Annotated in this window: 27 protein-coding genes and 1 tRNA gene; 12 read left to right on the forward strand and 16 right to left on the reverse strand. The window is 33.5% G+C overall.

What is annotated here, in order from left to right; all coding sequences use genetic code 11:
* Nucleotides 1-40: 40 nt before the first annotated feature.
* Entirely contained in the window at nucleotides 41-757 is a 717-nt protein-coding gene (locus FLV_RS16205; RefSeq protein ID WP_243235252.1) for a 3-ketoacyl-ACP reductase, read from the forward strand.
* A gap of 93 nt (nucleotides 758-850) precedes the next feature.
* Nucleotides 851-1360 carry a hypothetical protein gene (locus FLV_RS16210; protein WP_243235254.1) on the forward strand — a complete coding sequence of 170 codons (510 nt, stop codon included), beginning with the start codon at nucleotides 851-853 and terminating at the stop codon, nucleotides 1358-1360.
* 158 nt (nucleotides 1361-1518) lie between these two features.
* On the opposite strand, the gene mtaB is transcribed toward FLV_RS16210, so the two are convergent.
* Nucleotides 1519-2853 (reverse strand): tRNA (N(6)-L-threonylcarbamoyladenosine(37)-C(2))-methylthiotransferase MtaB, encoded by a 1335-nt coding sequence (gene mtaB / locus FLV_RS16215; protein WP_243235255.1) that lies wholly within the window; start codon nucleotides 2851-2853, stop codon nucleotides 1519-1521.
* Nucleotides 2854-3341: 488 nt separating this feature from the next.
* Here mtaB and FLV_RS16220 point away from each other — a divergent pair, with 488 nt between their 5' ends.
* Nucleotides 3342-3863 carry a hypothetical protein gene (locus tag FLV_RS16220; protein ID WP_243235256.1) on the forward strand — a complete coding sequence of 174 codons (522 nt, stop codon included), beginning with the start codon at nucleotides 3342-3344 and terminating at the stop codon, nucleotides 3861-3863.
* A 59-nt stretch (nucleotides 3864-3922) separates the two neighbouring features.
* Here the strand turns inward: FLV_RS16220 and FLV_RS16225 are convergent, their stop codons facing one another.
* The 12 genes from FLV_RS16225 to hisS all read right to left on the reverse strand — a co-directional run bounded on the left by FLV_RS16225 (nucleotide 3923) and on the right by hisS (nucleotide 14850).
* Nucleotides 3923-4450, reverse strand: coding sequence for a GNAT family N-acetyltransferase (locus FLV_RS16225; protein ID WP_243235257.1), 528 nt, complete (start codon nucleotides 4448-4450; stop codon nucleotides 3923-3925).
* An 11-nt stretch (nucleotides 4451-4461) separates the two neighbouring features.
* On the reverse strand, nucleotides 4462-5265 hold the full coding sequence (locus FLV_RS16230; protein ID WP_243235258.1) for a Cof-type HAD-IIB family hydrolase: 804 nt from the start codon (nucleotides 5263-5265) through the stop codon (nucleotides 4462-4464).
* A 66-nt stretch (nucleotides 5266-5331) separates the two neighbouring features.
* On the reverse strand, nucleotides 5332-5550 hold the full coding sequence (locus FLV_RS16235) for a putative signal transducing protein (RefSeq protein ID WP_243235259.1): 219 nt from the start codon (nucleotides 5548-5550) through the stop codon (nucleotides 5332-5334).
* Between the two features lie 30 nt (nucleotides 5551-5580).
* Nucleotides 5581-6390 (reverse strand): alpha/beta hydrolase, encoded by an 810-nt coding sequence (locus tag FLV_RS16240; RefSeq protein WP_243235261.1) that lies wholly within the window; start codon nucleotides 6388-6390, stop codon nucleotides 5581-5583.
* Nucleotides 6391-6413: 23 nt separating this feature from the next.
* Nucleotides 6414-7076, reverse strand: a complete 663-nt coding sequence (locus tag FLV_RS16245) for a DEAD/DEAH box helicase (protein ID WP_243235270.1) — start codon at nucleotides 7074-7076, stop codon at nucleotides 6414-6416.
* Nucleotides 7077-7177: 101 nt separating this feature from the next.
* Nucleotides 7178-8341 (reverse strand): sigma-54-dependent transcriptional regulator, encoded by a 1164-nt coding sequence (locus FLV_RS16250; protein ID WP_243235272.1) that lies wholly within the window; start codon nucleotides 8339-8341, stop codon nucleotides 7178-7180.
* A 107-nt stretch (nucleotides 8342-8448) separates the two neighbouring features.
* A complete protein-coding gene (locus FLV_RS16255; protein ID WP_243235273.1) occupies nucleotides 8449-9765 on the reverse strand; it encodes an ABC transporter permease in 1317 nt (438 codons plus the stop codon).
* A 76-nt stretch (nucleotides 9766-9841) separates the two neighbouring features.
* Nucleotides 9842-10786: an ABC transporter ATP-binding protein gene (locus FLV_RS16260; RefSeq protein WP_243235275.1), complete on the reverse strand. Its 945-nt coding sequence runs from the start codon at nucleotides 10784-10786 to the stop codon at nucleotides 9842-9844.
* 162 nt (nucleotides 10787-10948) lie between these two features.
* On the reverse strand, nucleotides 10949-12058 hold the full coding sequence (dnaJ, locus tag FLV_RS16265) for a molecular chaperone DnaJ (protein WP_243235276.1): 1110 nt from the start codon (nucleotides 12056-12058) through the stop codon (nucleotides 10949-10951).
* A gap of 82 nt (nucleotides 12059-12140) precedes the next feature.
* Nucleotides 12141-12719: a nucleotide exchange factor GrpE gene (locus FLV_RS16270; RefSeq protein ID WP_243235277.1), complete on the reverse strand. Its 579-nt coding sequence runs from the start codon at nucleotides 12717-12719 to the stop codon at nucleotides 12141-12143.
* A gap of 299 nt (nucleotides 12720-13018) precedes the next feature.
* Nucleotides 13019-13089: transfer RNA gene (locus FLV_RS16275), tRNA-Trp, on the reverse strand.
* Between the two features lie 333 nt (nucleotides 13090-13422).
* Nucleotides 13423-14850, reverse strand: coding sequence for a histidine--tRNA ligase (gene hisS / locus FLV_RS16280; RefSeq protein ID WP_243235278.1), 1428 nt, complete (start codon nucleotides 14848-14850; stop codon nucleotides 13423-13425).
* A 251-nt stretch (nucleotides 14851-15101) separates the two neighbouring features.
* Here hisS and FLV_RS16285 point away from each other — a divergent pair, with 251 nt between their 5' ends.
* Entirely contained in the window at nucleotides 15102-16346 is a 1245-nt protein-coding gene (locus FLV_RS16285; RefSeq protein WP_243235279.1) for an ABC transporter permease, read from the forward strand.
* Nucleotides 16347-16475: 129 nt separating this feature from the next.
* Here the strand turns inward: FLV_RS16285 and prmC are convergent, their stop codons facing one another.
* Both prmC and FLV_RS16295 read right to left on the reverse strand, forming a co-directional pair.
* Nucleotides 16476-17333 (reverse strand): peptide chain release factor N(5)-glutamine methyltransferase, encoded by an 858-nt coding sequence (prmC, locus tag FLV_RS16290; protein ID WP_243235280.1) that lies wholly within the window; start codon nucleotides 17331-17333, stop codon nucleotides 16476-16478.
* A gap of 81 nt (nucleotides 17334-17414) precedes the next feature.
* Nucleotides 17415-17900, reverse strand: a complete 486-nt coding sequence (locus FLV_RS16295) for a GNAT family N-acetyltransferase (RefSeq protein WP_243235281.1) — start codon at nucleotides 17898-17900, stop codon at nucleotides 17415-17417.
* Nucleotides 17901-18007: 107 nt separating this feature from the next.
* On the opposite strand from FLV_RS16295, the gene ribD reads away from it, so the two are divergent.
* From ribD to FLV_RS16310, 3 genes are all read left to right on the forward strand, one after another.
* Nucleotides 18008-19057: a bifunctional diaminohydroxyphosphoribosylaminopyrimidine deaminase/5-amino-6-(5-phosphoribosylamino)uracil reductase RibD gene (gene ribD, locus FLV_RS16300; RefSeq protein ID WP_243235282.1), complete on the forward strand. Its 1050-nt coding sequence runs from the start codon at nucleotides 18008-18010 to the stop codon at nucleotides 19055-19057.
* Nucleotides 19050-19652: an HAD family hydrolase gene (locus tag FLV_RS16305; RefSeq protein ID WP_243235283.1), complete on the forward strand. Its 603-nt coding sequence runs from the start codon at nucleotides 19050-19052 to the stop codon at nucleotides 19650-19652. The genes ribD and FLV_RS16305 overlap by 8 nt, the downstream gene beginning before the upstream one ends.
* Nucleotides 19653-19884: 232 nt before the next feature.
* The gene (locus tag FLV_RS16310; RefSeq protein ID WP_243235284.1) at nucleotides 19885-20517 is read left to right on the forward strand and encodes an IMPACT family protein; all 633 of its coding nucleotides are present in this window, start codon (nucleotides 19885-19887) and stop codon (nucleotides 20515-20517) included.
* A gap of 31 nt (nucleotides 20518-20548) precedes the next feature.
* Here the strand turns inward: FLV_RS16310 and FLV_RS16315 are convergent, their stop codons facing one another.
* Entirely contained in the window at nucleotides 20549-20953 is a 405-nt protein-coding gene (locus FLV_RS16315) for an acyl-CoA thioesterase (RefSeq protein WP_243235285.1), read from the reverse strand.
* A 176-nt stretch (nucleotides 20954-21129) separates the two neighbouring features.
* On the opposite strand from FLV_RS16315, the gene dnaA reads away from it, so the two are divergent.
* The 5 genes from dnaA to FLV_RS16340 all read left to right on the forward strand — a co-directional run bounded on the left by dnaA (nucleotide 21130) and on the right by FLV_RS16340 (nucleotide 25460).
* Nucleotides 21130-22557, forward strand: a complete 1428-nt coding sequence (gene dnaA / locus FLV_RS16320; protein WP_041517015.1) for a chromosomal replication initiator protein DnaA — start codon at nucleotides 21130-21132, stop codon at nucleotides 22555-22557.
* Between the two features lie 9 nt (nucleotides 22558-22566).
* The gene (locus FLV_RS16325) at nucleotides 22567-23034 is read left to right on the forward strand and encodes a low molecular weight protein-tyrosine-phosphatase (RefSeq protein WP_243235286.1); all 468 of its coding nucleotides are present in this window, start codon (nucleotides 22567-22569) and stop codon (nucleotides 23032-23034) included.
* 74 nt (nucleotides 23035-23108) lie between these two features.
* Nucleotides 23109-23822 carry an SAM-dependent methyltransferase gene (locus FLV_RS16330; protein WP_243235287.1) on the forward strand — a complete coding sequence of 238 codons (714 nt, stop codon included), beginning with the start codon at nucleotides 23109-23111 and terminating at the stop codon, nucleotides 23820-23822.
* A 23-nt stretch (nucleotides 23823-23845) separates the two neighbouring features.
* Nucleotides 23846-24298, forward strand: a complete 453-nt coding sequence (locus tag FLV_RS16335; RefSeq protein WP_243235288.1) for an energy transducer TonB — start codon at nucleotides 23846-23848, stop codon at nucleotides 24296-24298.
* A gap of 34 nt (nucleotides 24299-24332) precedes the next feature.
* A complete protein-coding gene (locus FLV_RS16340) occupies nucleotides 24333-25460 on the forward strand; it encodes a methionine aminotransferase (RefSeq protein WP_243235289.1) in 1128 nt (375 codons plus the stop codon).
* Nucleotides 25461-25501: the final 41 nt, after the last annotated feature.

Genomic DNA, 25501 nt, shown 5'->3' on the forward strand with positions numbered 1-25501 from the left:
AACACGAATGATGCTTTCTGCATTTCTAAACAATAAAATCATGACAGACTTAAAAAATAAAAATGCCCTGATTACAGGAGCCGGAAAAGGTATTGGAAAAGCGATTGCCATTGCTTTAGCCAAAGAAGGCGTAAATGTAATTTTGGTTTCCAGAACACAATTAGATGTTGAACAATTAGCCGTTAAAATTGAAAATTTCGGGGTTAAATCATTAGCATTAACCGCAGATGTTTCAGACATTAATTCGGTAAATACTGCAGTAGAAAAAGCTTTGGCAGAATTTAAAACTATTGACATTTTAATCAACAATGCCGGAATAGCTTCGTTTGGAAAATTTCTGGAATTAGAACCTACCGAATGGGAAAAAATTATTCAGGTAAACCTAATGGGAACGTATTATACAACCCGCGCCGTTTTACCAAACATGATTGAAAGACAAACCGGTGATATCATCAATATTTCTTCTACAGCCGGATTAAACGGAAATGCCTTAACGAGTGCTTACAGCGCTTCTAAATTTGCTGTTTTGGGATTAACAGATTCCTTAATGCAGGAATTGAGAAAACATAATATTCGTGTTACGGCTTTGACTCCAAGTACGGTAGCAACTGATATGGCAAAAGAATTAAACTTAACTGACGGTAATCCTGAAAAAGTAATGCAATCTGAGGACATTGCCGAATTAATTATTGCGCAGCTCAAACTAAATCGCAGGGTGTTTATAAAAAACAGCAGTATTTGGTCTACTAATCCTTAAAAACATTAAATCTCAAAAATTAAATTCCAAATACCAAACTGTTTAAAAATTGGAATTTGGAATTTTAGCATTGAAATTTTTAAATTAATTATGATGGAACAATATTTAAGACAATTGGTTTCAATTGCATTTACTGATAAAAAAGAAATCTTTACCGGATTTCTGATTGATTATTCAGATGACTGGATTTTACTTAAAAACAATCCTATCGATTTTATACTTGATGGTTTTGTTATTTTAAAAAATAAAAACATCGAAGCTATCGAAAGAGATGAAGAACTCGCATTTAACGAAAAGGTAATCCGCCTGAAAGGTTTAAAAACGAATGCCGAAGATATTATTCCGATTAGGGATTTGAGTACGATTCTGAATTATATCAAAAACAAATATGGTATTTTTCAGATTGTAAAGAAATCACCAAAATCAGTTTATTTAGGCAAACTTATTGAAGTAAACGAAGAAATACTAACCATTGATTTTCTGGACATCAGAGGTTTTTTTGGAGGCGAACTGAGCTTTAATCCTGAAAAAATAAGGGTAATCGAATTTGATTCGGATTATATCAATTCATTGAAATTGGTTTCGGAAGAAAACGAGAAATAAGATTTATAAGCACAAAAAAAGTCCTTAGATTAAGGACTTTTTCATTTTTGTCATTTCGACGAAGGAGAAATCACACGTGGGATTCGACAAAGATTGAAGCCAAGCTTTATGGAACTTCTTGTGCGATTTCTCCTTCGTCGAAATGACAATATTGTGAATTATGCTTCAGTTAACTTATTTAAAAACTCTAATCGAACGCTCCCGTCTTCATCAATTTTAGTCAAATTAATCTGTTGCAAAGTATTAACCAATTCGGGATTCCACGGTGTTTTTACTTTTACATAATTTTCTGTAAAACCATGAATGTAACCTTCTTTATTTTCACCTTCAAATAAAACGGTTCTGTTAGAGCCTAACTGGCTTTCATAAAAAGCACGGCGTTTTTTAACGGATAGCCCACGCAGCATTTTACTTCGTTTCGCCCTTACATTTGCAGGAACAATACCCGGCATTTCAGCAGCTTCTGTATTATCTCTTTCAGAATACGTAAATACGTGTAAATAAGAAATATCCATTTCGTTCAGAAAATGGTAAGTTTCTAAAAAGTGTTCATCTGTTTCACCCGGAAAACCAACAATAACATCAACTCCAATACAGGCGTGCGGCATAACTTCACGAATCTTATTAACTCTTTCTGTATATACTTCACGCAAGTAACGGCGTTTCATTAGCTTTAAAATATCATTGCTTCCGGATTGCAGCGGAATATGAAAATGCGGCACAAAAGTGCGGCTTTTAGAAACGAATTCAATGGTTTCGTTTTTTAGTAAATTAGGTTCGATAGATGAAATTCGCAAACGCTCGATACCCTCTACTTTATCCAAAGCCTGAACTAAGTCTAAAAAAGTATGTTCGTGTTTTTTATTTCCAAATTCACCTTTTCCGTAATCCCCAATATTTACTCCGGTCAAAACAATTTCTTTAATGTCCTGAGCCGAGATTTCTTTTGCATTTTGTAATACATTCTCTAAAGCATCACTTCTTGAAATTCCACGGGCTAACGGGATCGTACAATACGTACATTTATAATCACAACCGTCCTGAACTTTCAAGAAAGCACGGGTTCTGTCACCAATAGAATAGCTTCCAACATAAAAATCGGCTTCGGCAATTTCGCATGAGTGAACCTCACCCATGTCGTTTTTGCTCAAATCGTGAATATAATCTGTGATTTTGAATTTTTCTGTGGCACCTAAAACTAAATCAACACCATCAACTGCTGCCAGTTCTTCAGGTTTTAATTGCGCATAACAACCAACAGCGGCTACAAAAGCCTTTTCATTAAGTTTCATTGCCTTTTTTACAACCTGCTTAAATTGTTTATCAGCATTTTCAGTTACAGAACAAGTATTTATAACATAAATGTCTGCTACTTCTTCAAAATCAACTCTGTCAAAACCTTCGTCATTAAAGTTTCTGGCAATTGTTGATGTTTCCGAAAAGTTCAGTTTGCATCCAAGCGTATAAAAAGCAACTTTTTTTCTATTTTCCATAGGAATACACTACATTTTAAGTAGTAAGATATTATATTTACATCTTCAAGTGAAGAGTTTGCAAATTTACACACAAATTTCTTTAAAATAAAATCAATAAAACATTATAAACCAATACATTGAATCGCAGCTATATTTATTTTCACTTAAAACAAAGTAATTGAATAAAAATAGAACGATACTAATGCAGGTAGTTTTTTCATCACGGTTAAAATTAAAAATTTCAAAAAATGACAGAAAAAATCGACAAAAAGCAAATAAATCCGACTAAATACATAAAACAAATCGCAAAATTAAAATTTTCTTACATTTTTCTTTGCTGCAATTAATATTAAAGCTAAATTCACACATCGAAATTTGATAAAAAAAATCAAATCTTTATATTAAGATTATTCGATTTGCAACGTTTTAAAATTTTCAAAATATTGAGACAATGGGAAAGCCGAAAACCAATTTAGAGTAGGCAAATTTTAAAATTAAAAAAATATATGAAAGCATTTTTCCCCACAATCTGCTTAATTTTCTTAACAATTTTCAGCACACAGGCTCAAACAAATGCTGCTGCAAATTCAAATTCGTTTCCAACAATCAGCACACTAACTACGTGGGCAAGTTTTAATTCTCAACAAAAATTTGACATTGCTATTCGTGCTGTCGGATTTAAATTTGAAGTTAAAGAACCGGGTGAAGGATCTACTGCTTATACATACATTCGAAAAATAGTAGTTAATGAAGTAAATTATACCGACAGAATAGTTTATAGAATTACGAATACCAATTCTGCAAGTATTATTTCGTTGGTTACCGCCTCTACAGATTTGGTAAGTTTATATACTCCTCAATTAGCTACTTTTAAAAACAACAACTGTAAAACCGAAATGTCAAAAGACAAAAACACAACCTGCAGCTGTTATGAAAGTGATAATTTTGCAATCGATCTTTGCGATGAGCGTGTAAAATTAACAATGGGAGACGGAAATAAATATTTCGTTTCTGTAGCTAAAAAATAATTGATACAATTATTCTAAAAATATAAGCTTATAAATAGCTAAAATCCCAAATTTTAATATTAAAATTTGGGATTTTTTATTTCATACCAGACTTCTGTTTCTTCTTCATATTCGAATGAATTAACATATTGCAAACCTAGCTTTTCGAGAATTTTTCTTGAATTTTCATTTCCTGCATCGGCGTAAGCATATATTGCATCCACTTTTATAATATTGAAAGCGTGATTTATAAAAGCTTTTCCTGATTCAGTTGCATATCCTTTTCCCCAATGTTTTTCTATGAAACGATACCCAATTTCATAAAAATCTTTATGATTATTAATTTCATTAGTTATGAATTTAATTCCTGACCATCCAATAAATTCACCTGTTTCTTTTAGAACTACTGCCCAGCGGCCTGTACCAAAATCTTTGTATTGTTGCTGAATAAGTCGGATATGTTCATGGGTTTCATCAATATGTGTTAAAGGTTTTTTACCCACAAAAATATGCACGTTTGGATTAGAATCCATTTCAAACATTTTTTCTGCATCAGATTCAAGTAATTCCCTCAAAAGCAAACGCTCCGTTTCAATTGGATCTTTCATCAAAAAATAATTTAGTTTAAAATATAGCGCTGCACAACCTCCGCAACACCATCATCATTATTTGATGCTACAATTACATTTGCTCTGTCACGCAATTCTGGCGTTACATTATCAACCCAAACACCTAAACCTGCATATTCAATCATGGTTAAATCGTTTCCTGCATTCCCTACAGCAATAATTTCACTTTGATGAATATTTAATTTCTCTGCTAAGATTTTTATACTTGCCGCTTTATCAATTCCGTATTGGGCAGCTTCAAGGAAGAAAGGCTTAGACATCGCAACACTCAAATGAGGCATTGCAGCTTTCAAATCTTGTTCTACTTCTTTTAAATAAGAAGGATCTTCCAGCAAAATACATTTTACAGCTGGTTTAGTAACTACAGCTTTAAAGTCGGAAACTTTATTGTGTGGTAATCCTGTAATTTCTTTTTCGATTTCGATATACTCAGAATCAGTTTCACTCACAATTTCTCCATCAAGATAAGTAATGATATGCGTTTTCATTTTTACGCTGTAATCATATAAATCATGAATTTGTTGCGTTGTTAAACATTGCTCAAATAATACGATATCATCTTTTACCGTACTAATTACAGCACCATTGAACGAAATAATATAAGAATCATTTAAGTCTAATTCTAATTCTTTAGCATAAGCAGTCATGGCAGATGTAGGCCTACCCGAAGCCAAAACCACATAAACTCCTTTTGCCTGAGCTTCAAGAAGTACTTTTTTATTTAATTCCGAAATTTTATGATCGTCTGTCAACAAGGTGTCATCCATGTCGAGCACTAACATTTTATATTGCATTTTTTTGGTTCTTATTTGTTAGCCCTTAATCTTTATAAGTAATAGATAATAAGTCTGAAAACTTTTTTAAATACTCATCCTAAATTCTTCAATTACCGGATTTGCCTTTGCAAAATCAGTTTCCTGAATAAAAATTTCAACAGCCAGATCAGTTCCTCCAAAACCTCCTAAACGAGCCGACTGAATATTATCTTTTTTTACTGTTTCTATTCCTGCTCTCTCTAATCTTTCCTGCAGAGCAATGGCTAATACTTCACTTCCTGAAAACGCCTTCATTAATCCCATGACATTTATTTTTTATTATTATTTTATTCTTTATTGTAAAATTATTTTTAACTGATTTTGAAAATCATCGTTTTCATTTACACCAATATGTCCCTGATTTTGCAGTGGATAAAAATTGGCGTTTGATTTTAAAAGTTTTTTTAACCGAACAGAATTATCAAAAGAAATTAATTGATCGTCTGTTCCGTGAAAAATATAAACCGGTGCTTTTACTTTTGGCAAATACATGAAAGTATCTAAACGAAACTTCTTCATAAAATTAGGAAAAAAAGGAACTTTCCTGCTTGATAATTCAGTAAAACTAAAATAAGGAGATTGTAAAATTAAGGCTTTTGGGTTGTTTTCAGAAGCTAAAATTGTGGCCAGCCCTGAACCAATGGAATAACCTGCAATGGTAATTTTGTCTTCTGAATATCTTTGCTTCATTGTTTTATAAACTGTCGCGACATCCTTATTTAACTGTTCTTCGTTTTCTATTTCACCTTCGCTTTTTCCGAAACTTCGGTAATCCAAAATAAAAATATCATATCCTAATGAAGTGTAAATTTTAGAAATACTTCCCCAGGTTTCAAGTGTTCCTGCATTTCCATGAAGATAAAACACCAAACCTTTGGAATGTTCTGCCTTAAATAAAAGTCCGTGAAGATTTACACCATCAAAGGACTTAATATTACATTCTTCAAATTTACTATGATATTCAAACTGATAGTTTTTTGGAAGAGACGAGCTTTGAAAAATCATTCCAGTTTGATTAAAATATACATAAGAAACAGTGATTACATAAACAACAACGAAAAATACTAAAAGTACGATCGTTAAAAATTTAAGTGTCTTTATCATTTCCATGTAATTTCTAAAACTGATTATTCCTCTTCTATATCATCCTCTTCTTCGTCCAATTCCTCTTCACCTTCTTCATCCATATCAAACAAATAAGGTTCTAAAAGCATTTTATCAGCAAGAATTTCGATACGCTCTGTTAAATTTTCAGTAAAAATCAAACGCTGTGTCTTCGCAATACTGTTTGAAATACGCATGATCTTAGTTTCGTGACGCAATTTCAAAATTGGATCTGCATCATCCAGAATAAACATTTTCAAACGATTAACATTATAACCTGCTGTAGTAAACATATCGCTCAGTTTATTTGGGGTTCCGATTAAAACATCAATTCCGGTAGAAATGTAGTTTTTATCGTAATCCATATCGCCTTTGTCATGGACTCCGTAAACTTCAAGATTGGTATATTTTCCGTACTTTTCAAAAAGTTCTTCCATTGCCAAAACCTTTTCTTTGTCTTCAACAATGATAAGGGCACGCGGTGATTCTTCTGTTTTTCCAGCCAATTGCTGGATCACATTTAATACGATCGCAGTAGTTTTTCCGCTTCCTTTTCGAGAAACAACGATGGCATCTGCTCCACTTTTTATCGTCGAAAAAGTTTCCATCTGCAAAACATTTGCTTCCGTTAAACCATTTTCAATTAAGCCGTCCTGTAACTTTTCGTTTATTTTTTTTAGTTTCATTTTTTTAATGCTTTAAGCTTTAAGCTATATGCTCTAAGCAAAAATTATTTATAATTTTAATTGCCTAAAGCCTAAAGCTTAAAGCCTATTGTGCAAAGCACTTATTTGCTTGCAAACATTTTCACGTCATTTTCAGAGATTTCGTTTCCTCCCAAAATAATCAATCTTTCAACCACATTACGAAGTTCACGAATATTTCCTGTCCAGTCGTATTCCTGCAATAATTTTATGGCTTGCGCCGAAAATACTTTCACCGCGTTTCCTTGTTCCGAAGCAATTTTCTCTGTGAAATGATGAATCAAAGCCGGAATATCATCACGTCTTTCGTTTAATGGCGGAACTTTAATCAAAATTACAGCCAGACGATGGTATAAATCTTCACGGAAACGACCTTCGGCAATTTCTGTTTTTAAATCTTTATTGGTTGCAGCCACAACACGAACATCCACTTTAATATCTTTTTCGGCTCCAACTCTTGTAATCATATTTTCCTGCAACGCACGCAAAACTTTGGCCTGTGCCGAAAGACTCATGTCACCAATTTCGTCTAAGAAAATTGTTCCTTTGTCTGCTGCTTCAAACTTCCCTGCACGATCTTTCACCGCCGATGTAAAAGCTCCTTTTACGTGCCCAAACAATTCGCTTTCAATTAATTCACTCGGAATCGCTGCGCAGTTTACTTCAATTAAAGGAAAATTGGCACGCTCACTTTTTTCGTGTAACTGATGTGCCACTAATTCCTTTCCGGTTCCGTTTGGTCCCGTAATCAAAACTCTGGCTTCGGTGGGAGCTACTTTGTCAATCATCACTTTTATATGATTGACAGACTCACTCTCCCCTACCATTTCGTAGTTCTTGCTCACTTTTTTCTTTAGAATTTTATTCTCAACTACCAGTTGTTTTTTATCTAAAGCATTTCGAACCGTATTCAGTAAACGATTTAAATCCGGCGGTTTTGAGATATAGTCAAAAGCTCCCAAACGCATCGTATGAATTGCCGTTTCCATATCACCATGACCGGAAATCATGACCATCGGAATCTCTGGTTTGATTTTTTTCACTTCTTCTAAAACCTCAACACCGTCCATTTTTGGCATTTTGATATCACACAAAACCAAATCGTAATCGTTGTTTTTTATTTTTTCCAGACCTGCTGCGCCATCTTCGGCTTCATCAACTTTATAAGAATCATTTTCCTCTGATAAAATCTTCACCAAAACTCTTCTGATCGCTGCTTCGTCTTCTATAATTAGTATTTTACTCATTCTTTTTAAGTTTCTGAGATTCTAAGTTGCTAAGCTTCTAAGTTTTTCTTTGATAGCTAAAAAACTTAGCATCTTAAAATCTTAGCCACTTAGCAGCTTAAAAAAAATTAATATTTAAGCCACTTATACAATTCCTTCCAAGTTGGTTTTTTTCCGTACATTAAAATACCTACGCGGTAAATTTTTGCAGCAAACCAAACTACAAAGAAAAATGTAGCAAACAATAATGATACCGAAATTGCAATTTGCCACCAAGGCACACCAAACGGAATACGCATTAACATTACTATCGGCGATGTAAGCGGAATCATTGAAAACACCACCGCAATAGTCCCGTGCGGATCATTCACAACAGTAAAAAAACCTATATAAACGCTTAAAATCAGCGGCATTATAATTGGCAAAAGAAATTGCTGCGAATCAGTTTGGTTATCAACTGCAGCACCAATTGCGGCATAAAATGAACTGTATAAAAAGTATCCTCCAATAAAATAAATTACAAAACCAATTATAATACTGGCGATTGGCAGATTCCATAATTCAGCTATATACATTTGTGCTGAACCTGAAAGCTCGTGTTGTGCAGATTGCATTAACTCAGGAGAAATTCTAGCCGTTGGACCAACATTTACTCCAAAAAATGCCGACGCCGCAAACATCAATCCCAAACCAATTATTGCCCAAATCATAAATTGCAGAATTCCTGCAAGCGACGTTCCAACAATTTTACCAATCATTAACTGAAATGGTTTTACTGATGAAATAATAATTTCGATGATACGGTTTGTTTTTTCTTCAATGACACTACGCATTACCATGTTTCCGTAAATGATAATAAACATCATAATTAAGTAACCAAATGCGCCTCCAATTCCAATTTTGATCTCATTTAAACCTTTTATACTTTCCTCTCCCGAAGCTTTAACCAAATGAATATTGACATTTGACTGTGCTTTTTGAATTGCCAGAGTATCCAATTTAGCTTCTTCCAGATTTAGTTTTGTAATTTTTGTTCCAATGATATCCTGTGTGTTTTCTATAAAAGAAATACTTGGACTGCTATTCGAAATAAATTCAATTTTACCTTCTAAATCTTTAAGCTTATTTGTTTTTGGAATCACAATTAATCCGCTGAAATTTTCTTTTGTAATACTGTCCTTTAAAGCATTTACACCAATTTCAGATAAATTATAGTATTTAAATTCAGCTCCTTTTTTATTTTCTCTTAAAAAATCGACAGCAAATAAACCAGTTTCATCATGAATGGCAATGCGTTTGGTATCTGCTTTCATCGAACTCAAATAACCAATAAATCCGGCAATTGCCACAAACAAAAGCGGACTCAAAAAAGTCATGACAACAAAAGATTTATTGCGGACTTTGGCAATAAATTCTCTTTTTATAATCAACAAAATGATGCTCATAAAATATTTTTAATTTTCAAATTTTAAATCCCAAATTCCAACTCTCATTTCAAATTTGGAATTTAATTATTGGAATTTAATTATTGGAATTTAATTTTGTGTTTTCTGTAACTGTCTGAATAAAAATATCATTTACACTCGGAATCTTTTCTACGAAATGAGTTACTTGTCCACGCTGTGTCAATATATGCAATAATTCGTTTGGCGTTGCATTTCCAATTTGGATTTCTAATTTCAAATCATCGTTTAAGGATTTAAAATTTGCCGTCGAAACCGTAAATTTTTGTGTTATATCATACATCAGGCCTTCAACGTTGTTTGTCAGGATTCCAACCTCAAAACTGTTGGTTTTAAACTGACGTTTCACATCGCTGACCTTTCCTTCTATCAATTTATTCGATTTATGAATTAGAGCAATATGATCGCACAGTTCTTCTACACTTTCCATTCGGTGTGTCGAAAATATAATGGTAGCTCCTTGTTCTTTCAGTGCCAAAATTTCATCTTTGATAATATTCGCATTCACCGGATCAAAACCGGAAAAAGGCTCGTCAAAAATCAATAATTTGGGTTTATGCAACACACAAACTACAAACTGAATTTTTTGTGCCATTCCCTTTGAAAGTTCCTGAATTTTTTTGTTCCACCAACCCTGAATTCCCAAACGCTCAAACCAATATTCTAACTGTGCTTTGGCTTCAGCTTTAGAAAGCCCTTTCATTTGCGCCAGGTACAGGCATTGTTCACCCACTTTCATAGAAGTGTACAAACCTCTTTCTTCTGGCAAATAACCGATGGTCTGCACATGTTTTGGCTGTAACTTTTCGCCATCTAAAATTACTTCTCCAGTGTCCGGAAGTGTAATTTGATTGATGATTCGGATAAGAGAAGTTTTTCCGGCTCCATTTGGGCCTAATAGTCCATAAATGCTGCCTTTTGGTACATTCAATGAAACTTCGTTAAGCGCTACATAATCGCCATATTGTTTTACGACTTTATGCACTTCGAGTAAGTTGCTCATGCTGTTCTTAAGATTTTCTGCTTTGCTTTTACCATTCTGGCGTAAGCGACTGTAAAAGTAAATAATTAGAAGCTAATCTTCGTCGTATTATGCAAAAAACCCATTCTAATTTTATGTTAGAATGGGTTTTATATTTATTTAAACATTTCTAAAAAGCTTAGATTACGAAAACATATCTTTTACTTTTTCAAAAAATGATTTCTCTGATTTTTCAGGACTTGGAACAAAATGTTCATCATTTAAAGCATTCTCAAAGAATTGCTTTTGCTCTTTGTTTAATGTTTTAGGAGTCCAAACGTTTACATGAACTAATAAATCTCCGTTTCCATAACCGTTTATACTAGGAATACCTTTTCCTTTTAATCTTAGTATTTTTCCTGACTGAATTCCTTCTTCCAGTTTAATACGAACTTTTCCGTTGATGGCTTCAATATCTTTAGAAACTCCTAAAACTGCTTCAGGAAAACTGATATATAAATCAAAATGAATATTTTCGCCTTCACGCTTCAAAAATTCATGTTCTAATTCTTCAATGGCAACAATTAAATCACCAGGAATACTATTTCCCGGAGCATCATTCCCTTTGTTAGAAACCTTCAACTGCATTCCGTCTACAACTCCGGCAGGAATTTTTATCGATACTGTTTCGTCTTCTACTACCATTCCCTGAGCATCTGCCTCAGAAGGTTTTCTATCTAAAATTTGACCGGAACCTCCACATGCAGGACAAGTAGATGCAGATTGCATTCTTCCTAAAATGGTATTGGTTACACGCATTACCTGTCCCTGACCATTACAAGTAGAACAAGTTTTATACGTTACACCTTTTGCCTGAACTTTACGTTTTACTTTTACTTTTTTCTCAACTCCATTTGCAATTTCTTCTAAAGTCAATTTCACTTTAATTCGAAGATTGCTTCCTTTAGCACGACGAGGACCGCCTCCGCCTCCGCCGAAACCGCCAAATCCACCACCAAAAATATCACCAAACTGACTGAAAATGTCATCCATATTCATACCGCCATGACCACCGCCAAATCCGCCGGAACCATCAAATGCCTGGTGTCCATACTGATCGTATTTTGCTTTTTTCTGTGGATCGCTTAAAACTTCATAAGCTTCTGCCGCAAGTTTAAAGTTTTCTTCTGCCTCTTTGTCACCTGGATTTTTATCCGGGTGATATTTTAGTGCACTTTTTCGATAAGCTTTTTTAATTTCGGCAGCATCAGCACCTTTTGAAATGCCTAATATTTCGTAAAAATCTTTTTTCATAATTTAGGTTAAATTCCAAATCATAAATTCCAAATTTCAATTTTAAAAAAAAACTGATTTTCAGAATCTTATTTGCATTTTTTTAGTTTCCGATAACTACTTTAGGAAAACGAATAATTTTATCTCCTAATTTGTATCCTTTTTCAATAACATCAACAATTTTTCCTTTTAATTCATCAGACGGAGCCGGAATTTGGGTAATTGCTTCAGCAAAGTCAGCATTAAAAGCATCACCTGCTCTTACTTCAACCTGCTCTAAACCTTTTGAAACTAAAGTGCTTTTTAGTTTCTCATGAATCAACTCAACTCCTTTTTTCAAATTTTCATCATCAGATTTGTTGATTTCTACATTCGCTCTGTCAAAATCATCCAGAACAGGAAGCATGGCTAACAAAACTTCCTGGTTTGCTGTTTTAAACAAATCCATACGCTCTTTTGAAGTTCTTTTTTTATAATTTTCAAATTCGGCAAATAATCTCAAAAACTTATCTTTTTCTTTTGCCAAGTCTTGAGCCAATTGCTCTTCAACACTTAATTCTTCAACAATTAACTGCTCTCCGTTTGCATTGTTTTCTAACGTTACATCATCTAATTCCTGATCGAATTCTGTATTTTCAGTAGTCATATTATTTGTATTTTTAAAAATATTCTTAAACTTCATTTTCAATTTCTTTCTGTTGGATTGCAAAAGTACTGCCAAATCTTTTCAAAATGTCAAATTGTCACTTTTATTACACAATGAACTTATAACTTAAAATTTCTTAAAGAAAAATTTAGTATAATTTTAAGACTATTACGTTTTCGTTTGTTATATATTTGAGCCTGTAAACCAAATCAGTATTACCTATCAAAGTTTGAATTTAAGGGTTAGCCTCGGCTTATATAAATTATTAATTCAAGTTTACCTTATATTAAAAAAAGCTTCGCCTAATTGACGAAGCTTTTTTTTATGTTTTTTTGCACGGGCGGAGGGATTCGAACCCCCATCAACGGTTTTGGAGACCGCTATTCTACCCTTGAACTACGCCCGTAACTTAAGGTCGGCAAATTAAAAGTTTTTTTTCTTCTCTACCAACTATTTTATCCAGAGATTTGAAAAGAAAATCCTTTAAACATTAGCAATCTGAGACAAAAACCTCCATTCCAAACAGTTAACTTAATAAAGTTTTTTCAATTCCTCAAAATCAATTCGCTTATCACTAAAAAATTTTATTTCACGCAGATTTTAAAAAAGATTTAGGCAGATTTTAGCAGATTATTTTATATAAAAATCTAATTAAATCTGCTAAAATCTGCCTAATCTACGTGAAACAAAAAAACCTTTTAAATCTGTATAATCTGTGGCAAAAAACTTTAACATCAAATTATGCTAACAAAGCCTTTTTCAATCCTTCAAAATCAACGGTAATTTGTTCTCCTGTCACTAAATTTTTAAGCGCATAACAATTCGAAGCAATTTCCTGATCTCCAGCAATTACCGCAAACGGAATCAAACGTTTGTCTGCATATTGAAACTGTTTTCCCACTTTTACATTATCAGGATACAATTCAACTTTTATATTTTCCTTTCTTAATTTCTGAATGGCTTTTGAAGCATATAAAGCTTCTTTATCTCCGTAATTAATAAACAACGCTTTTGAAGTCGCAGCAACAGTTTCCGGAAACAATTGCAATTCTTCTAAAACCAAATAAATTCGATCCAATCCAAAAGAGATCCCAACACCGCTCATATTTTTCAAACCAAAAATACCCGTCAAATCGTCGTATCTTCCGCCACCGCCAATAGAACCCATTGCAACTGTTTTGGGTGCCGCAACTTCAAAAATAGCTCCGGTATAGTAATTTAAACCACGAGCCAAAGTCACATCCAAATCTAACGTTGCTGTTGAAAGACCTAAATCGGCAACATTGTCACATATAAATTTAAGCTCTTCAACACCTTTCATTCCTTCTTCAGAAGAAACTAATAATTCTGAAAGCTGCTTAATTTTATCTGCAAAAGTTCCTGAAAAGCTAAAAAGTGGCTGTACTTTTACCAAAGCGTCTTCAGCAATACCTTTTTCGATCATTTCTTTCTTTACGCCGTCTTCTCCAATTTTATCTAATTTATCAAGCGCAACCGTAAAATCAATTAATTTATCCGAAGCACCGATTACTTCAGCAATTCCGGATAAAATTTTTCTGTTATTGATTTTAATCGTAACACCTTCTAAACCCAAAGATGTAAAAACGGTATCGTATAATTGAACCAATTCTACTTCCTGCCATAAGGATTTTGAACCCACTACATCGGCATCACATTGAAAAAATTCTCTAAAACGGCCTTTTTGCGGATTATCAGCTCTCCAAACGGGTTGAATTTGGTATCTTTTAAAAGGAAATTCAATTTCGCTTTGGTGCTGTACAACGTATCTTGCAAACGGAACTGTCAAATCGTAACGCAAGGCTTTCTCAGAAATTTTTCCTGTAAATTTATTCAGCTCTATTCTTTGCTCTAAACTTATTTTTTCAGCAGAATTGATTTGCAATTCTTCAATTGATTCCGGTAATTCAATTTTACTTTTATTGTAGAAAAAATTACCCGAATTCAATATTTTAAAAATCAAACGATCGCCTTCTTCTCCATATTTTCCCATCAAGGTATCTGAATTTTCAAACGAAGGTGTTTCGATTGGCTGAAAACCAAATTTTTCGAAATTAGCTTTTATGGTCTGAATAATATATTGACGTTTTGACACTTCGGCTGGCGAAAAATCTCTGGTTCCTTTTGGTATACTTGGTTTTGAAGCCATTATTTATGATTTTAGATTTTAGATTTTAGATTTTAGATCTCAAAGAAATCTAAAATCTAAAACCTTTAAAATTAATTTATTTCTAGATTTTCTTTTTGATAGTTGATTTTTTTAGACTTTCGACTTTATGACTTTATGACTTTCCAACTTTCGACTTAATTAAGGCTGCAAATATCTTACTTTTTAAAATAAATAATAGCGGTTCGAAAACAAACTTGTAACAAAAACCGTATTTTCGTGACAAATAGGTCATGATGCTAAAATTATTTAAAGAAAATATCCGAATTGCTTTTGGTTCTATCAAAACACAATTATTGCGAACCATTCTTACTGTATTAATTATCGCCATCGGAATCACCGCTTTAGTAGGGATTTTAACGGTTGTAACAGCTCTGGAGAATAAAATTTCGACCAATTTTGCATCAATGGGAGCCAATACTTTCAATATCAACCAATACGAAAACAACGTTAAAAATCGTGGCGGTAACGAAAGAGAAATCGTTAACCCTATTATTTCTTACCCTGAAGCAATTGCTTTCAAAAACAAATACAAATACCCTTTTACAGAAACTTCACTTTCGTTTACCGCAACTTCAAAAGCCGAAGTCAAATATTTAGATCAAAAAACAGATCCGGAAATCACTATTGTTGGCGTTGACGAGCATTTTATAGGCAATTCCGGTTTAGAAATTAATTTTGGAAGAAGCTTTAATCAGTTTGACATAGACAACAACACCTATTCCTGCGTTGTAGGTTCTGATTTTGAAAAAGGTTTATTGAAAGACGTCAATCCAATTGACAAAATTATTTCAATCAGAGGCGCACGGTTTAAGGTAATTGGTGTTTTAAAAGAAAAAGGTTCTACTTTCGGAAACAGTCAGGATTTACGGGTTTTAATTCCTATTCAGGTGGCGCGTTCTTTATTTACTGCACCAAACATCAATTATACCATGAGTGTAATGGTTGCAAAAAAGGAACTTCTGGACGAAGCGGTTGACAATGCGATAAGTACCATGCGAAGAGTCCGAAAACTAAGCCCTGTTCGGGAAAATAATTTTGGAGTGGGCCGAAGTGACGATTTGATCAACAGAATTCTCGGAATCACTAAATATTTAGGATACGCATCCTGGATAATAAGCATCATCACTATTTTAGGATCTTCGATCGCTTTAATGAATATTATGATTGTTTCGGTTACAGAACGTACACGCGAAATTGGCGTTAGAAAGGCATTAGGAGCCAAAAGAACAACCGTCGCCACACAATTCTTCATCGAAACCTTATTAATTGGACAAATTGGCGGTGTAATCGGAATAATTTTAGGCCTCTTAGTCGGATTTGCTTTTGCAACCGCAATGGGATTTCCTTTTGTAATTCCATGGATGGCAATTTTCGCAGCCTTCGCAACAAGCTTTATGGTTGCCATTGTCTCCGGTTTATATCCGGCGATTAAAGCTTCAAAACTAGATCCGATTGAAGCGCTGCGTTATGAATAGTTTTATTTGAAGCAGAATTCACTCATTTCAAAAGACCAATTGTCCCGCTATCCGTTACAAACTTTTGCGCCGAACCCCGGCACAAAAGCTTTTCCTCTTCTATCGGGGCTAAATTAGAGGTATTGTTTCTCAGAGAACTCTACAGGAAATCATTCTGTCATTATCATAAATATCTTTTCGAAGTTCAACATTTTCAAAATTCATTGCCTCCAGCAAATCAGTCATTTCCTGCCCCAGATACTGGTTGATTTCAAAATACAATTGTCCGTTTTCTAAAAGATTTTTTTGAGCCAATGCAGCAATTTTTCTATAAAAAACCAACGCATCGTTATCATCTACAAAAAGTGCCAAATGCGGTTCGTAATCCAAAACATTCTTTTTAATTTCGAGCTTTTCTAAATTGCGAACATAAGGCGGATTCGAAACAATAAGATCAAAATTAGATTTCAGAATCTCTAATTCTAAAACATCCTTAAGTATAAAAGTTATCTTGACATTATTACAAATCGCATTTTTTTTGGCTGTTTCAATAGCTTTCTTCGAAACATCCATAGCATAAACATCAGCATTTGGAAGATTCTTTGCCAGTGAAATTGCAATACAGCCACTTCCGGTTCCAATATCCAGAATTTTCAGCTTTTTAGTCTTATCTGTAATCTTATTTTCATTAATAATCCACTCGACCAGTTCTTCGGTTTCAGGTCTCGGAATCAAAACATTTTCATTTACTTCAAAATCTAAACCATAAAAATTCGTTTTCCCCAGTAAATACTGAATCGGAACTTCTTTTTTTAATTCTTTCAACAAAGAATCCCAAACTTCAAAATCAGTATCTGTAAATGACAATTCATGATTCAGTGCCAAATCAATTTGCCTAAGTTTATGCTTATTTTCTAATATCAAGTAAAAAAAACTCTCTGCTTCGTATGCATCATACAAAGAAGAAAGTTCCTTTATAAATTGAGTTCTGTATTGTTTGATTTTCATTTTCTGTTTGGGGCATTTTTTAACTAATCAATCACATTCTATAAATAAGTATTACAAAATTCAATTTGTTACAATTTAAGTTCACAATTCTTTCAGCATCCAGACTGGACAGGACGTGTGCCCGGTAGAGCCCATAGGAGCATCTAAATACTCAAATCCTGCCTTTTTATATAATTTTTGAGCAGCATGCATAAAAGGCATTGTTTCGATATAACATTTTTCGAAGCCAAAACTTCTTGCCTGCTCCAAACATTTATCCATCATTTCAGTACCAATTCCTAAACCTCTGGTTTCAGGCAAAAAATACATTTTCTGCAATTCGCAAATCTTTGGATCACCATTTTCTAAAGGCGCAATTCCGCAACAGCCAACAATCTCACCTTCATTATCAACCACAAAATAAACCGATTTTGGCTTATTATATTCTTCAAACATTAAATCTAAATATGGATCTTCGTAAGCTGTTCCTGTTTTCGGAATCTCCATTTCATCAAAAACCGATCGTATTAATTGAGCAACTGCCTGATTGTCTTCTTTTTTAATTTCTCTGATGATCCAATTTTTCATTTCTGCATTCATTCTATATTCACAAAAATAAACATACTTTTCGTATTGTTCCTTAACTACGGTGTTAACATTCGACTGAAAACTCAAAAAATGACTACTTTTGCACTGTGAATATACATGAGAAATACATAAGACGCTGCATTGAACTAGCCCAAAACGGCTTCGGAACTACGTATCCAAATCCGATGGTAGGAAGTGTGATTGTTTACGAAGGCAGTATTATTGGTGAAGGATGGCACAAAAAAGCCGGAGAACCTCACGCTGAAGTCAATGCTGTCCGTTCTGTAAAAGACAAATCGCTACTTAAAAAAGCTACTATTTATGTCAGTTTAGAACCCTGCAGCCATTTTGGAAAAACACCGCCTTGCTGTGATTTGATTATTACAAACGAAATACCGAATGTAGTGGTAGGAACTGTAGATCCCAACGAAAAAGTCGCAGGAAACGGCATTAAAAAACTGATAGCTGCCGGAGCAAATGTTACCGTTGGAGTACTTGAAAAAGAATGCAACGAACTCAATAAACGTTTTTTTACTTTTCATCAAAAAAAACGACCTTATATTATATTAAAATGGGCCGAAACACAGAACGGTTTTCTGGCTCCTGAAAAACAAACAGATCAAAAACGCCAGCCAATCTGGATTACCAATCAATATTCCAGACAACTGGTTCATAAATGGAGAAGCGAAGAGCAGGCAATTTTAGTGGGAACTCAAACCGTAATTGATGATAACCCTAAATTAAACATCAGGGACTGGTCAGGAAATAATCCGGTAAGAGTAGTTTTAGACCAAAACAACCGAATCCCAAAAGACAGCTTTATTTTTGATAACAGTATCAAAACCATTGTTTTTACCAAATCTGAAACAAACCTTTCAGCAGAAAACACTACCTTTGAAGTAATTAATTTTAATCAAAATACTATACCGCAAATTTTGACTGTTTTGTATCAAAATCAAATTCAGTCGATTATTATAGAAGGCGGTTCAAAAACTTTACAAACTTTCATTGACCAGAATATTTGGGATGAAGCCCGTATTTTTACAGGAAAAACCACTTTTAACAAAGGAACAAAAGCCCCGGTTATTCAAAAGAAAAACGCAAGCAAAACCTACATTCAAAACGACGAATTAATATACGTTAGAAATCATGATTGATACTATAATTTTTGACTTTGGCGATATTTTTATCAATTTAGACAAACAAGCCACCATTTCAGGATTACAAAAATTAGGCATGACGGAATGGAATGCCGAATTTGACCGACTGAATCTTTTATTCGAGACCGGAGATATTTCGCATGAAGATTTTATAAGCGGTTTTCAAAAAGAACTTCCAAACGCTTCAACAGAAGAAATTCTGGAAGCATGGAATGCTATTTTGGCAGATTTCCCACTTTATCGATTAGAATTTCTTCAAATGCTTTCTAAAAAATACCGTTTATTTTTATTAAGCAATACTGATTCAATTCATATTGAAACTTTCGAAAATAAAAGCGGGATTTCATTTTACAGCGATTTTTACCAATGCTTTGAAAAAGTTTATTTTTCATTTGAAATCGGAATGCGAAAACCAAACGCTAATGCTTTTCAATACTTAATCAACAAGCATGAACTGTCCCCAAAACGAACATTGTTTGTAGATGACAAAAAAGAAAACACCGATTCAGCAGCTTCTTTGGGCTTTCATGTCTGGAACCTACAAGTTGGACAGGAAGATGTTGTCGATTTATTTGATAAAAAAATATTGTAGTCACTTTATTATTTTTGCCACAGATTTATAGATTAAAATGTTTTTTTGTTTCTCGCAGATGCTGCAGATCAATCAGATTTGTTTTAGAACTCATTTATAATATCTGCAGAATCTGCGGGAGAAAAAGCGCAACCCTAAATTTAAAAAAGAAGAAACAAAAATCGATGTAATCTTTTTATTCCAAACTACAGGGAATGACAAAAAAATAGTAAGCATAATTAAGAATTTTACTTTGGAATATCCAGATACGTATCAAACCATTACTTTTGAATCAGAAGAAATCCTTTTTAAAGAAAAAGGCAGCAAGTTCTTTGGCTATGCTTTCCCGATAGAAAATGAAGACGAAGTAAAACCAATCATCGAAAACTTAAAAAAACAGCATCCGCATGCGGTTCATTATTGCTATGCTTATCAATTAGGTACTGCCCCAAAAATTTCCTATAGAGCAAATGATGACGGAGAACCCAGCAATACCGCCGGAGTACCAATTTACGGACAAATACAATCTTTTGGATTAACCGATATTCTTGTTGTCGTAGTTCGAATTTTTGGCGGAATAAAATTAGGTGTAGGCGGATTAATAGCTGCTTATAAAACTACCGCTCAAATGACACTTGAAGTTTGCCAAATTGTCGAAAAAACGATCGACGTACATTTTTTAATCTCTTTTGATTATAAAAACATGAACAAAGTGATGCGGGTAATTAAGGAAAAAAAGCTGAAAATAACTTCTCAGGAAATGGAAATCAACGAAGATTCCGGACTACCAATTGGCAAAATAATGACCAAAACACGAAAAAAAAATGCCGAATCAGTATTCGACATTTTTGATTTAATGTTTGAAATCGATATCAAAATTATATAATTTGATATAAAAACACACCTCATTTTAACAATTATATCAGTGTTTTAAATAATTCTAAAATATAATCCGGAGGGGCTGTTGGACGACCTGATTTTAACGAAATAAATACTAAAATAAACACCGCTGTTGTTAATAACTCATTCGCTTCATTATAGATCGCACAGTCAAATTCGATCTTGACAGAAGACTGACTTTTGAAAGTGGTATGAATTGTTAAAAGGTCATCATAACGCGCCGATTTTTTATAATTTATCTGCATTGAAACTATTGGCAACCCAATTCCGCTTTCCTCCATGCTTTTATACGAAATCCCTTTATTTCTAAGCCATTCCACGCGTCCTATTTCAAAATAAGGCACATAATTTCCATGATATACAACTCCCATTTGGTCTGTTTCAGAGTAACGAACACGCACTTGCGTTTGATGATTTTTCATTGTTTAAAGATTAGATAAGTTAAGTTGCCTTACAATATTTTTTTATAAAATTAGACATCAAAATATTTTTTTTTACAGAAATTTGTTCACATATTTGTTATCCCGAAATACGGAATAAAATTGCTCCCTTTTATTAGGAGAATCTTTATCAATAATAAAAAAATTTATTTGAATCTATGACTAAAACTGCTCAATCGGTATGGGAAAACTGTTTGTCCTTTATAAAAGACAATATTCAAGATCAAGCATACAAAACTTGGTTTGAACCAATCAAATCAGTTGAGCTAACCGATAACGCATTATATATTCAAGTACCAAGTAAATTTTTCTACGAATGGCTCGAAGAGCATTACGTAAAACTATTGAAAGTTGCGCTTACCAAAGAACTGGGAAAAAACGCAAAGTTACTCTATAAAATTAAAATGGAGAACACTTATGGCAACAAACAGCCGTTTACCGAGCAGCTGCCAAGTGCCAACAGAGTACCAATGAAACCGCAAGAGGTTGATGCTCCGTTTAAAAACTTAAATCCTGAACTTAAAAATCCGTTTGTAATTCCCGGAATTAGAAACCTAAAAATTGAATCGCAGTTAAATGCAAACTACAGTTTTGACAATTTCTTAGAAGGAGATTCAAACCGTTTAGCCCGTTCTGCCGGTATGGCCGTTGCCAACAAACCAGGAGGAACATCCTTTAATCCGTTATTGATTTTTGGAGGAGTTGGTTTAGGAAAAACACACTTAGCACACGCTATTGGTGTTGAAGTAAAAGATAAATATCCTGAAAAAACGGTTCTATATATTTCTGCCGAAATTTTCACACAGCAATATATCGATTCTGTAAAAAAGAATAATCGTAATGATTTCATTCACTTTTACCAGTTAATCGATGTTTTAATCATTGATGACGTTCAGTTTTTATCCGGAAAATCAGGAACTCAGGACGTTTTCTTCCATATTTTCAATTATCTGCACCAAAACGGAAAACAGGTAATCCTAACTTCGGATAAAGCACCTGTTGACATGCAGGATATCGAGCAGCGTTTATTATCTCGTTTTAAATGGGGATTATCTGCCGAATTACACCAACCGGATTATGAAACCAGAATTTCTATCTTAAAAAACATTTTGTACCGTGATGGTGTTGAAATGCCGGAAGATATTATTGAATATGTTGCCCGTAACATTAAATCTAATGTTCGTGAACTTGAAGGCGCAATTATTTCATTAATCGCTCAGTCTTCTTTCAATAAAAAAGAAGTAACAATCGAGTTAGCAAAAAGCGTTGTAGAGAAATTTGTTAAAAATGTAAAGAGAGAAATTTCTATCGATTATATTCAAAAAATTGTGTCTGATTATTTTCAGTTGGATATTGAAACCCTTCAATCAAAAACCAGAAAAAGACATGTGGTTCAGGCGAGACAATTGGCCATGTTTTTTGCTAAAAAATTCACAAAAGCTTCTTTGGCAAACATAGGCTCACAAATTGGAGATCGCGATCATGCTACTGTATTACATGCTTGTAAAACAGTTGACAACTTAGTTTCTACAGACAAACAATTCAAAAAATTTGTCGAAGACATCAACAAAAAACTAACGCTATAAACGCGCATCATGCCAATAAAAATCTTAATGGTTTGTTTGGGAAATATTTGCAGGTCACCTTTAGCCGAAGGAATTTTAGCATCCAAATTACCAAAAGACAATTTTATAGTTGATTCAGCCGGAACCGGATCCTGGCACATTGGTCACGCTCCGGACAAACGTTCAATTGCTGTAGCTCAAAAAAATGGTTTATGTATTGACAACCAAAAAGGAAGACAATTCAAAACTTCTGATTTTGATGAGTTCGATTACATCTATGTTATGGACAGTTCGAATTTACGCGACGTCCTTCATCTTGCCAAAACTACAGAACATAAAAATAAAGTTCGTCTTATTCTAAACGAATTATTCCCAGACGAAAATGTAGATGTTCCAGATCCTTATTACGGAGTCGCTAACGGATTTGATAATGTTTATCAAATGCTGGACGAAGTCTCTGAAATTATTGCCCAAAAACTTATCGAAAAACATTCATAACTAATTTGTATTTCAATTATGCCTAAATTATAATTGAAATACATTTTTTGTTTTAATTTATAAAATATCATAAAATGAAACTTCTCGGAAAACTATACTTAATTCCAACCACAATGGGCGAAAGCGATCCGATGGATGTTTTACCACAAACCGTAAGACGAACAATAGAACTTATTGACCACTATATTGTTGAGAATGACAAAACAGCCAGAAAATCTATAAAAGCAGTTTTACCAGAGAAAAAACAATCGGAATTAGTTCTTTTTACCTTAAACAAACGTACCGAACCAAGCGAGCATTTAGATTTCATAAAACCTTTATTAGAAGGAAAAAACATGGGATTAATGAGCGAGGCCGGATGTCCTGGCGTTGCCGATCCAGGTGCTGTGATTGTAAAACTGGCACATGAAAAAGGAATTCAGGTTATTCCTTTAGTTGGCCCTTCTTCTATTTTATTGGCTATGATGGCTTCAGGAATGAACGGTCAAAGTTTTACTTTTAATGGTTATTTACCAATCGATAAAGACGAGAAAAAATCGGCATTGAGACATTTTGAGAAATTATCTCACGATAAAAACCAATCGCAGATTTTCATTGAAACTCCCTATAGAAACAATAAATTAGTTGAGGATATTTTACAAATTGTAAATCCTTCAACGCATTTATGTATTGCCACTGATATTACGTTGCCAACAGAATTCATTAAAACGATGAAAATTTCTGATTGGAAAAAATTAAAAGTAGATTTACATAACAGACCTACGATTTTTATTATTCATAAAATGTAAGTTTACTTATAAATCTCGTTGTCATGAAAAAGTTTTTAATCCTGATTTTAATTTGTTTTGCACAAAATATATCTTCTCAACACAAAGAAGTTAAGAAGTCCCCGGATGATTTAAGAGACAACTTAAAAAATTACAAAGAGGAAGAAATTATTCTTGATGAAAATCATATCTATAATACTGCCGGACTAGAAATTCTGCCGAGTTTTCCTGGAGGAACATTTAAGTTTCATCAATTTATTAGTAAAAAATATAAAAAACCAAACAAGCAACCATCTCTACAAGGAAAGATATTTGCCACTTTTATTATTGAAAAGGATGGAACTTTAAATGATATAAAAATTGTCTACGACATTGGTTTTGGTACAGGAGATGAACTTTTACGTGTTTTAAAATTGTCTCCTAAATGGAAACCTGGAAAACAAAATAACAAAGAAGTTAGAACTTTATATTCACTTGTATTTTATTTACCAAAATAAGACTATAATTATCGCCTTTTTCTTTAATCTAATTATGAGTAAACTCCCAAACGTAACTACTAGCATCTTTACGGTAATGTCTAAAATGGCTGCCGAATATAATGCAATTAATCTTTCGCAGGGATTTCCAAATTCCCCTGTTGATGAAATACTGACGGATATTGTAGCGCGATTAGCAAAAGAAAATGTACATCAATATACACCAATGGCTGGTTATCCGCCATTAATGAATAAGATTGCAAAATTAGTTCTGAGTTCCTATAACAGAATTATAAATCCTGAAACAGAACTTTTAATTACAGCCGGTGCGACTCAGGGAATTTTTACTACGATTCTAGCCTTAGTTAAAGAAAACGATGAAGTTATTATTCTGGATCCAAGTTATGATTCTTATGAATCTCCGGTTTTACTTTGCAAAGCCAAACCAGTGCGGGTGGCACTAAATGATGATTACACTCCAAATTGGGAAACAATAGAAAAAGCCTGTTCTGCAAAAAGCAGCATGATGATCATCAACAATCCGCATAATCCAACAGGAAAAATTCTAACCGAATCGGATTTTGTTCAGCTACAAAATCTTCTTGAAAAATATCCTGACATTGTAGTTTTATCAGACGAAGTTTATGAATACATTACTTTCGAAGAAAAACATATTTCGGCACATACCAAAAGTTTCCTTTTAGACCGCTGTATAATGGTTTCTTCTTTCGGGAAATCATTTCATATTACAGGCTGGAAAATTGGATACACCATTGCTCCTGAACATCTGATGAAAGAAATCAAAAAAGTCCATCAGTTTTTGGTTTTTAGCGTTAACAGCATTTCACAGTTTGCCATAAGCGAATATTTAGATGTTGTCGATGTTAATTTACTTGGAAAATTCTATCAGGAAAAAAGAGATTATTTTCAAAAACTCCTTCAAAACAGCCGGTTTGAATTAAAACCCTGTGAAGGCACTTATTTTCAGGTTGCTTCCTATGCTTCAATTTCCAATGATGATGATATTACTTTTTGTAAAAAACTAATCACAGATCATGGTGTTGCTGCCATTCCAATTTCAACCTTCTATTCTGACCATAAAGATCAAAAATTAATACGTTTTTGTTTCGCCAAAGACAACTTCACACTCGAGTCAGCAGCAAAAAAAATATGCGTAATATAAAGTTTTTCAAAAATTTATAACATTATTATGCATGCATCCTA

Source organism: Flavobacterium pectinovorum (genome assembly GCF_022802975.1).
Taxonomy (GTDB): domain Bacteria; phylum Bacteroidota; class Bacteroidia; order Flavobacteriales; family Flavobacteriaceae; genus Flavobacterium; species Flavobacterium pectinovorum_B.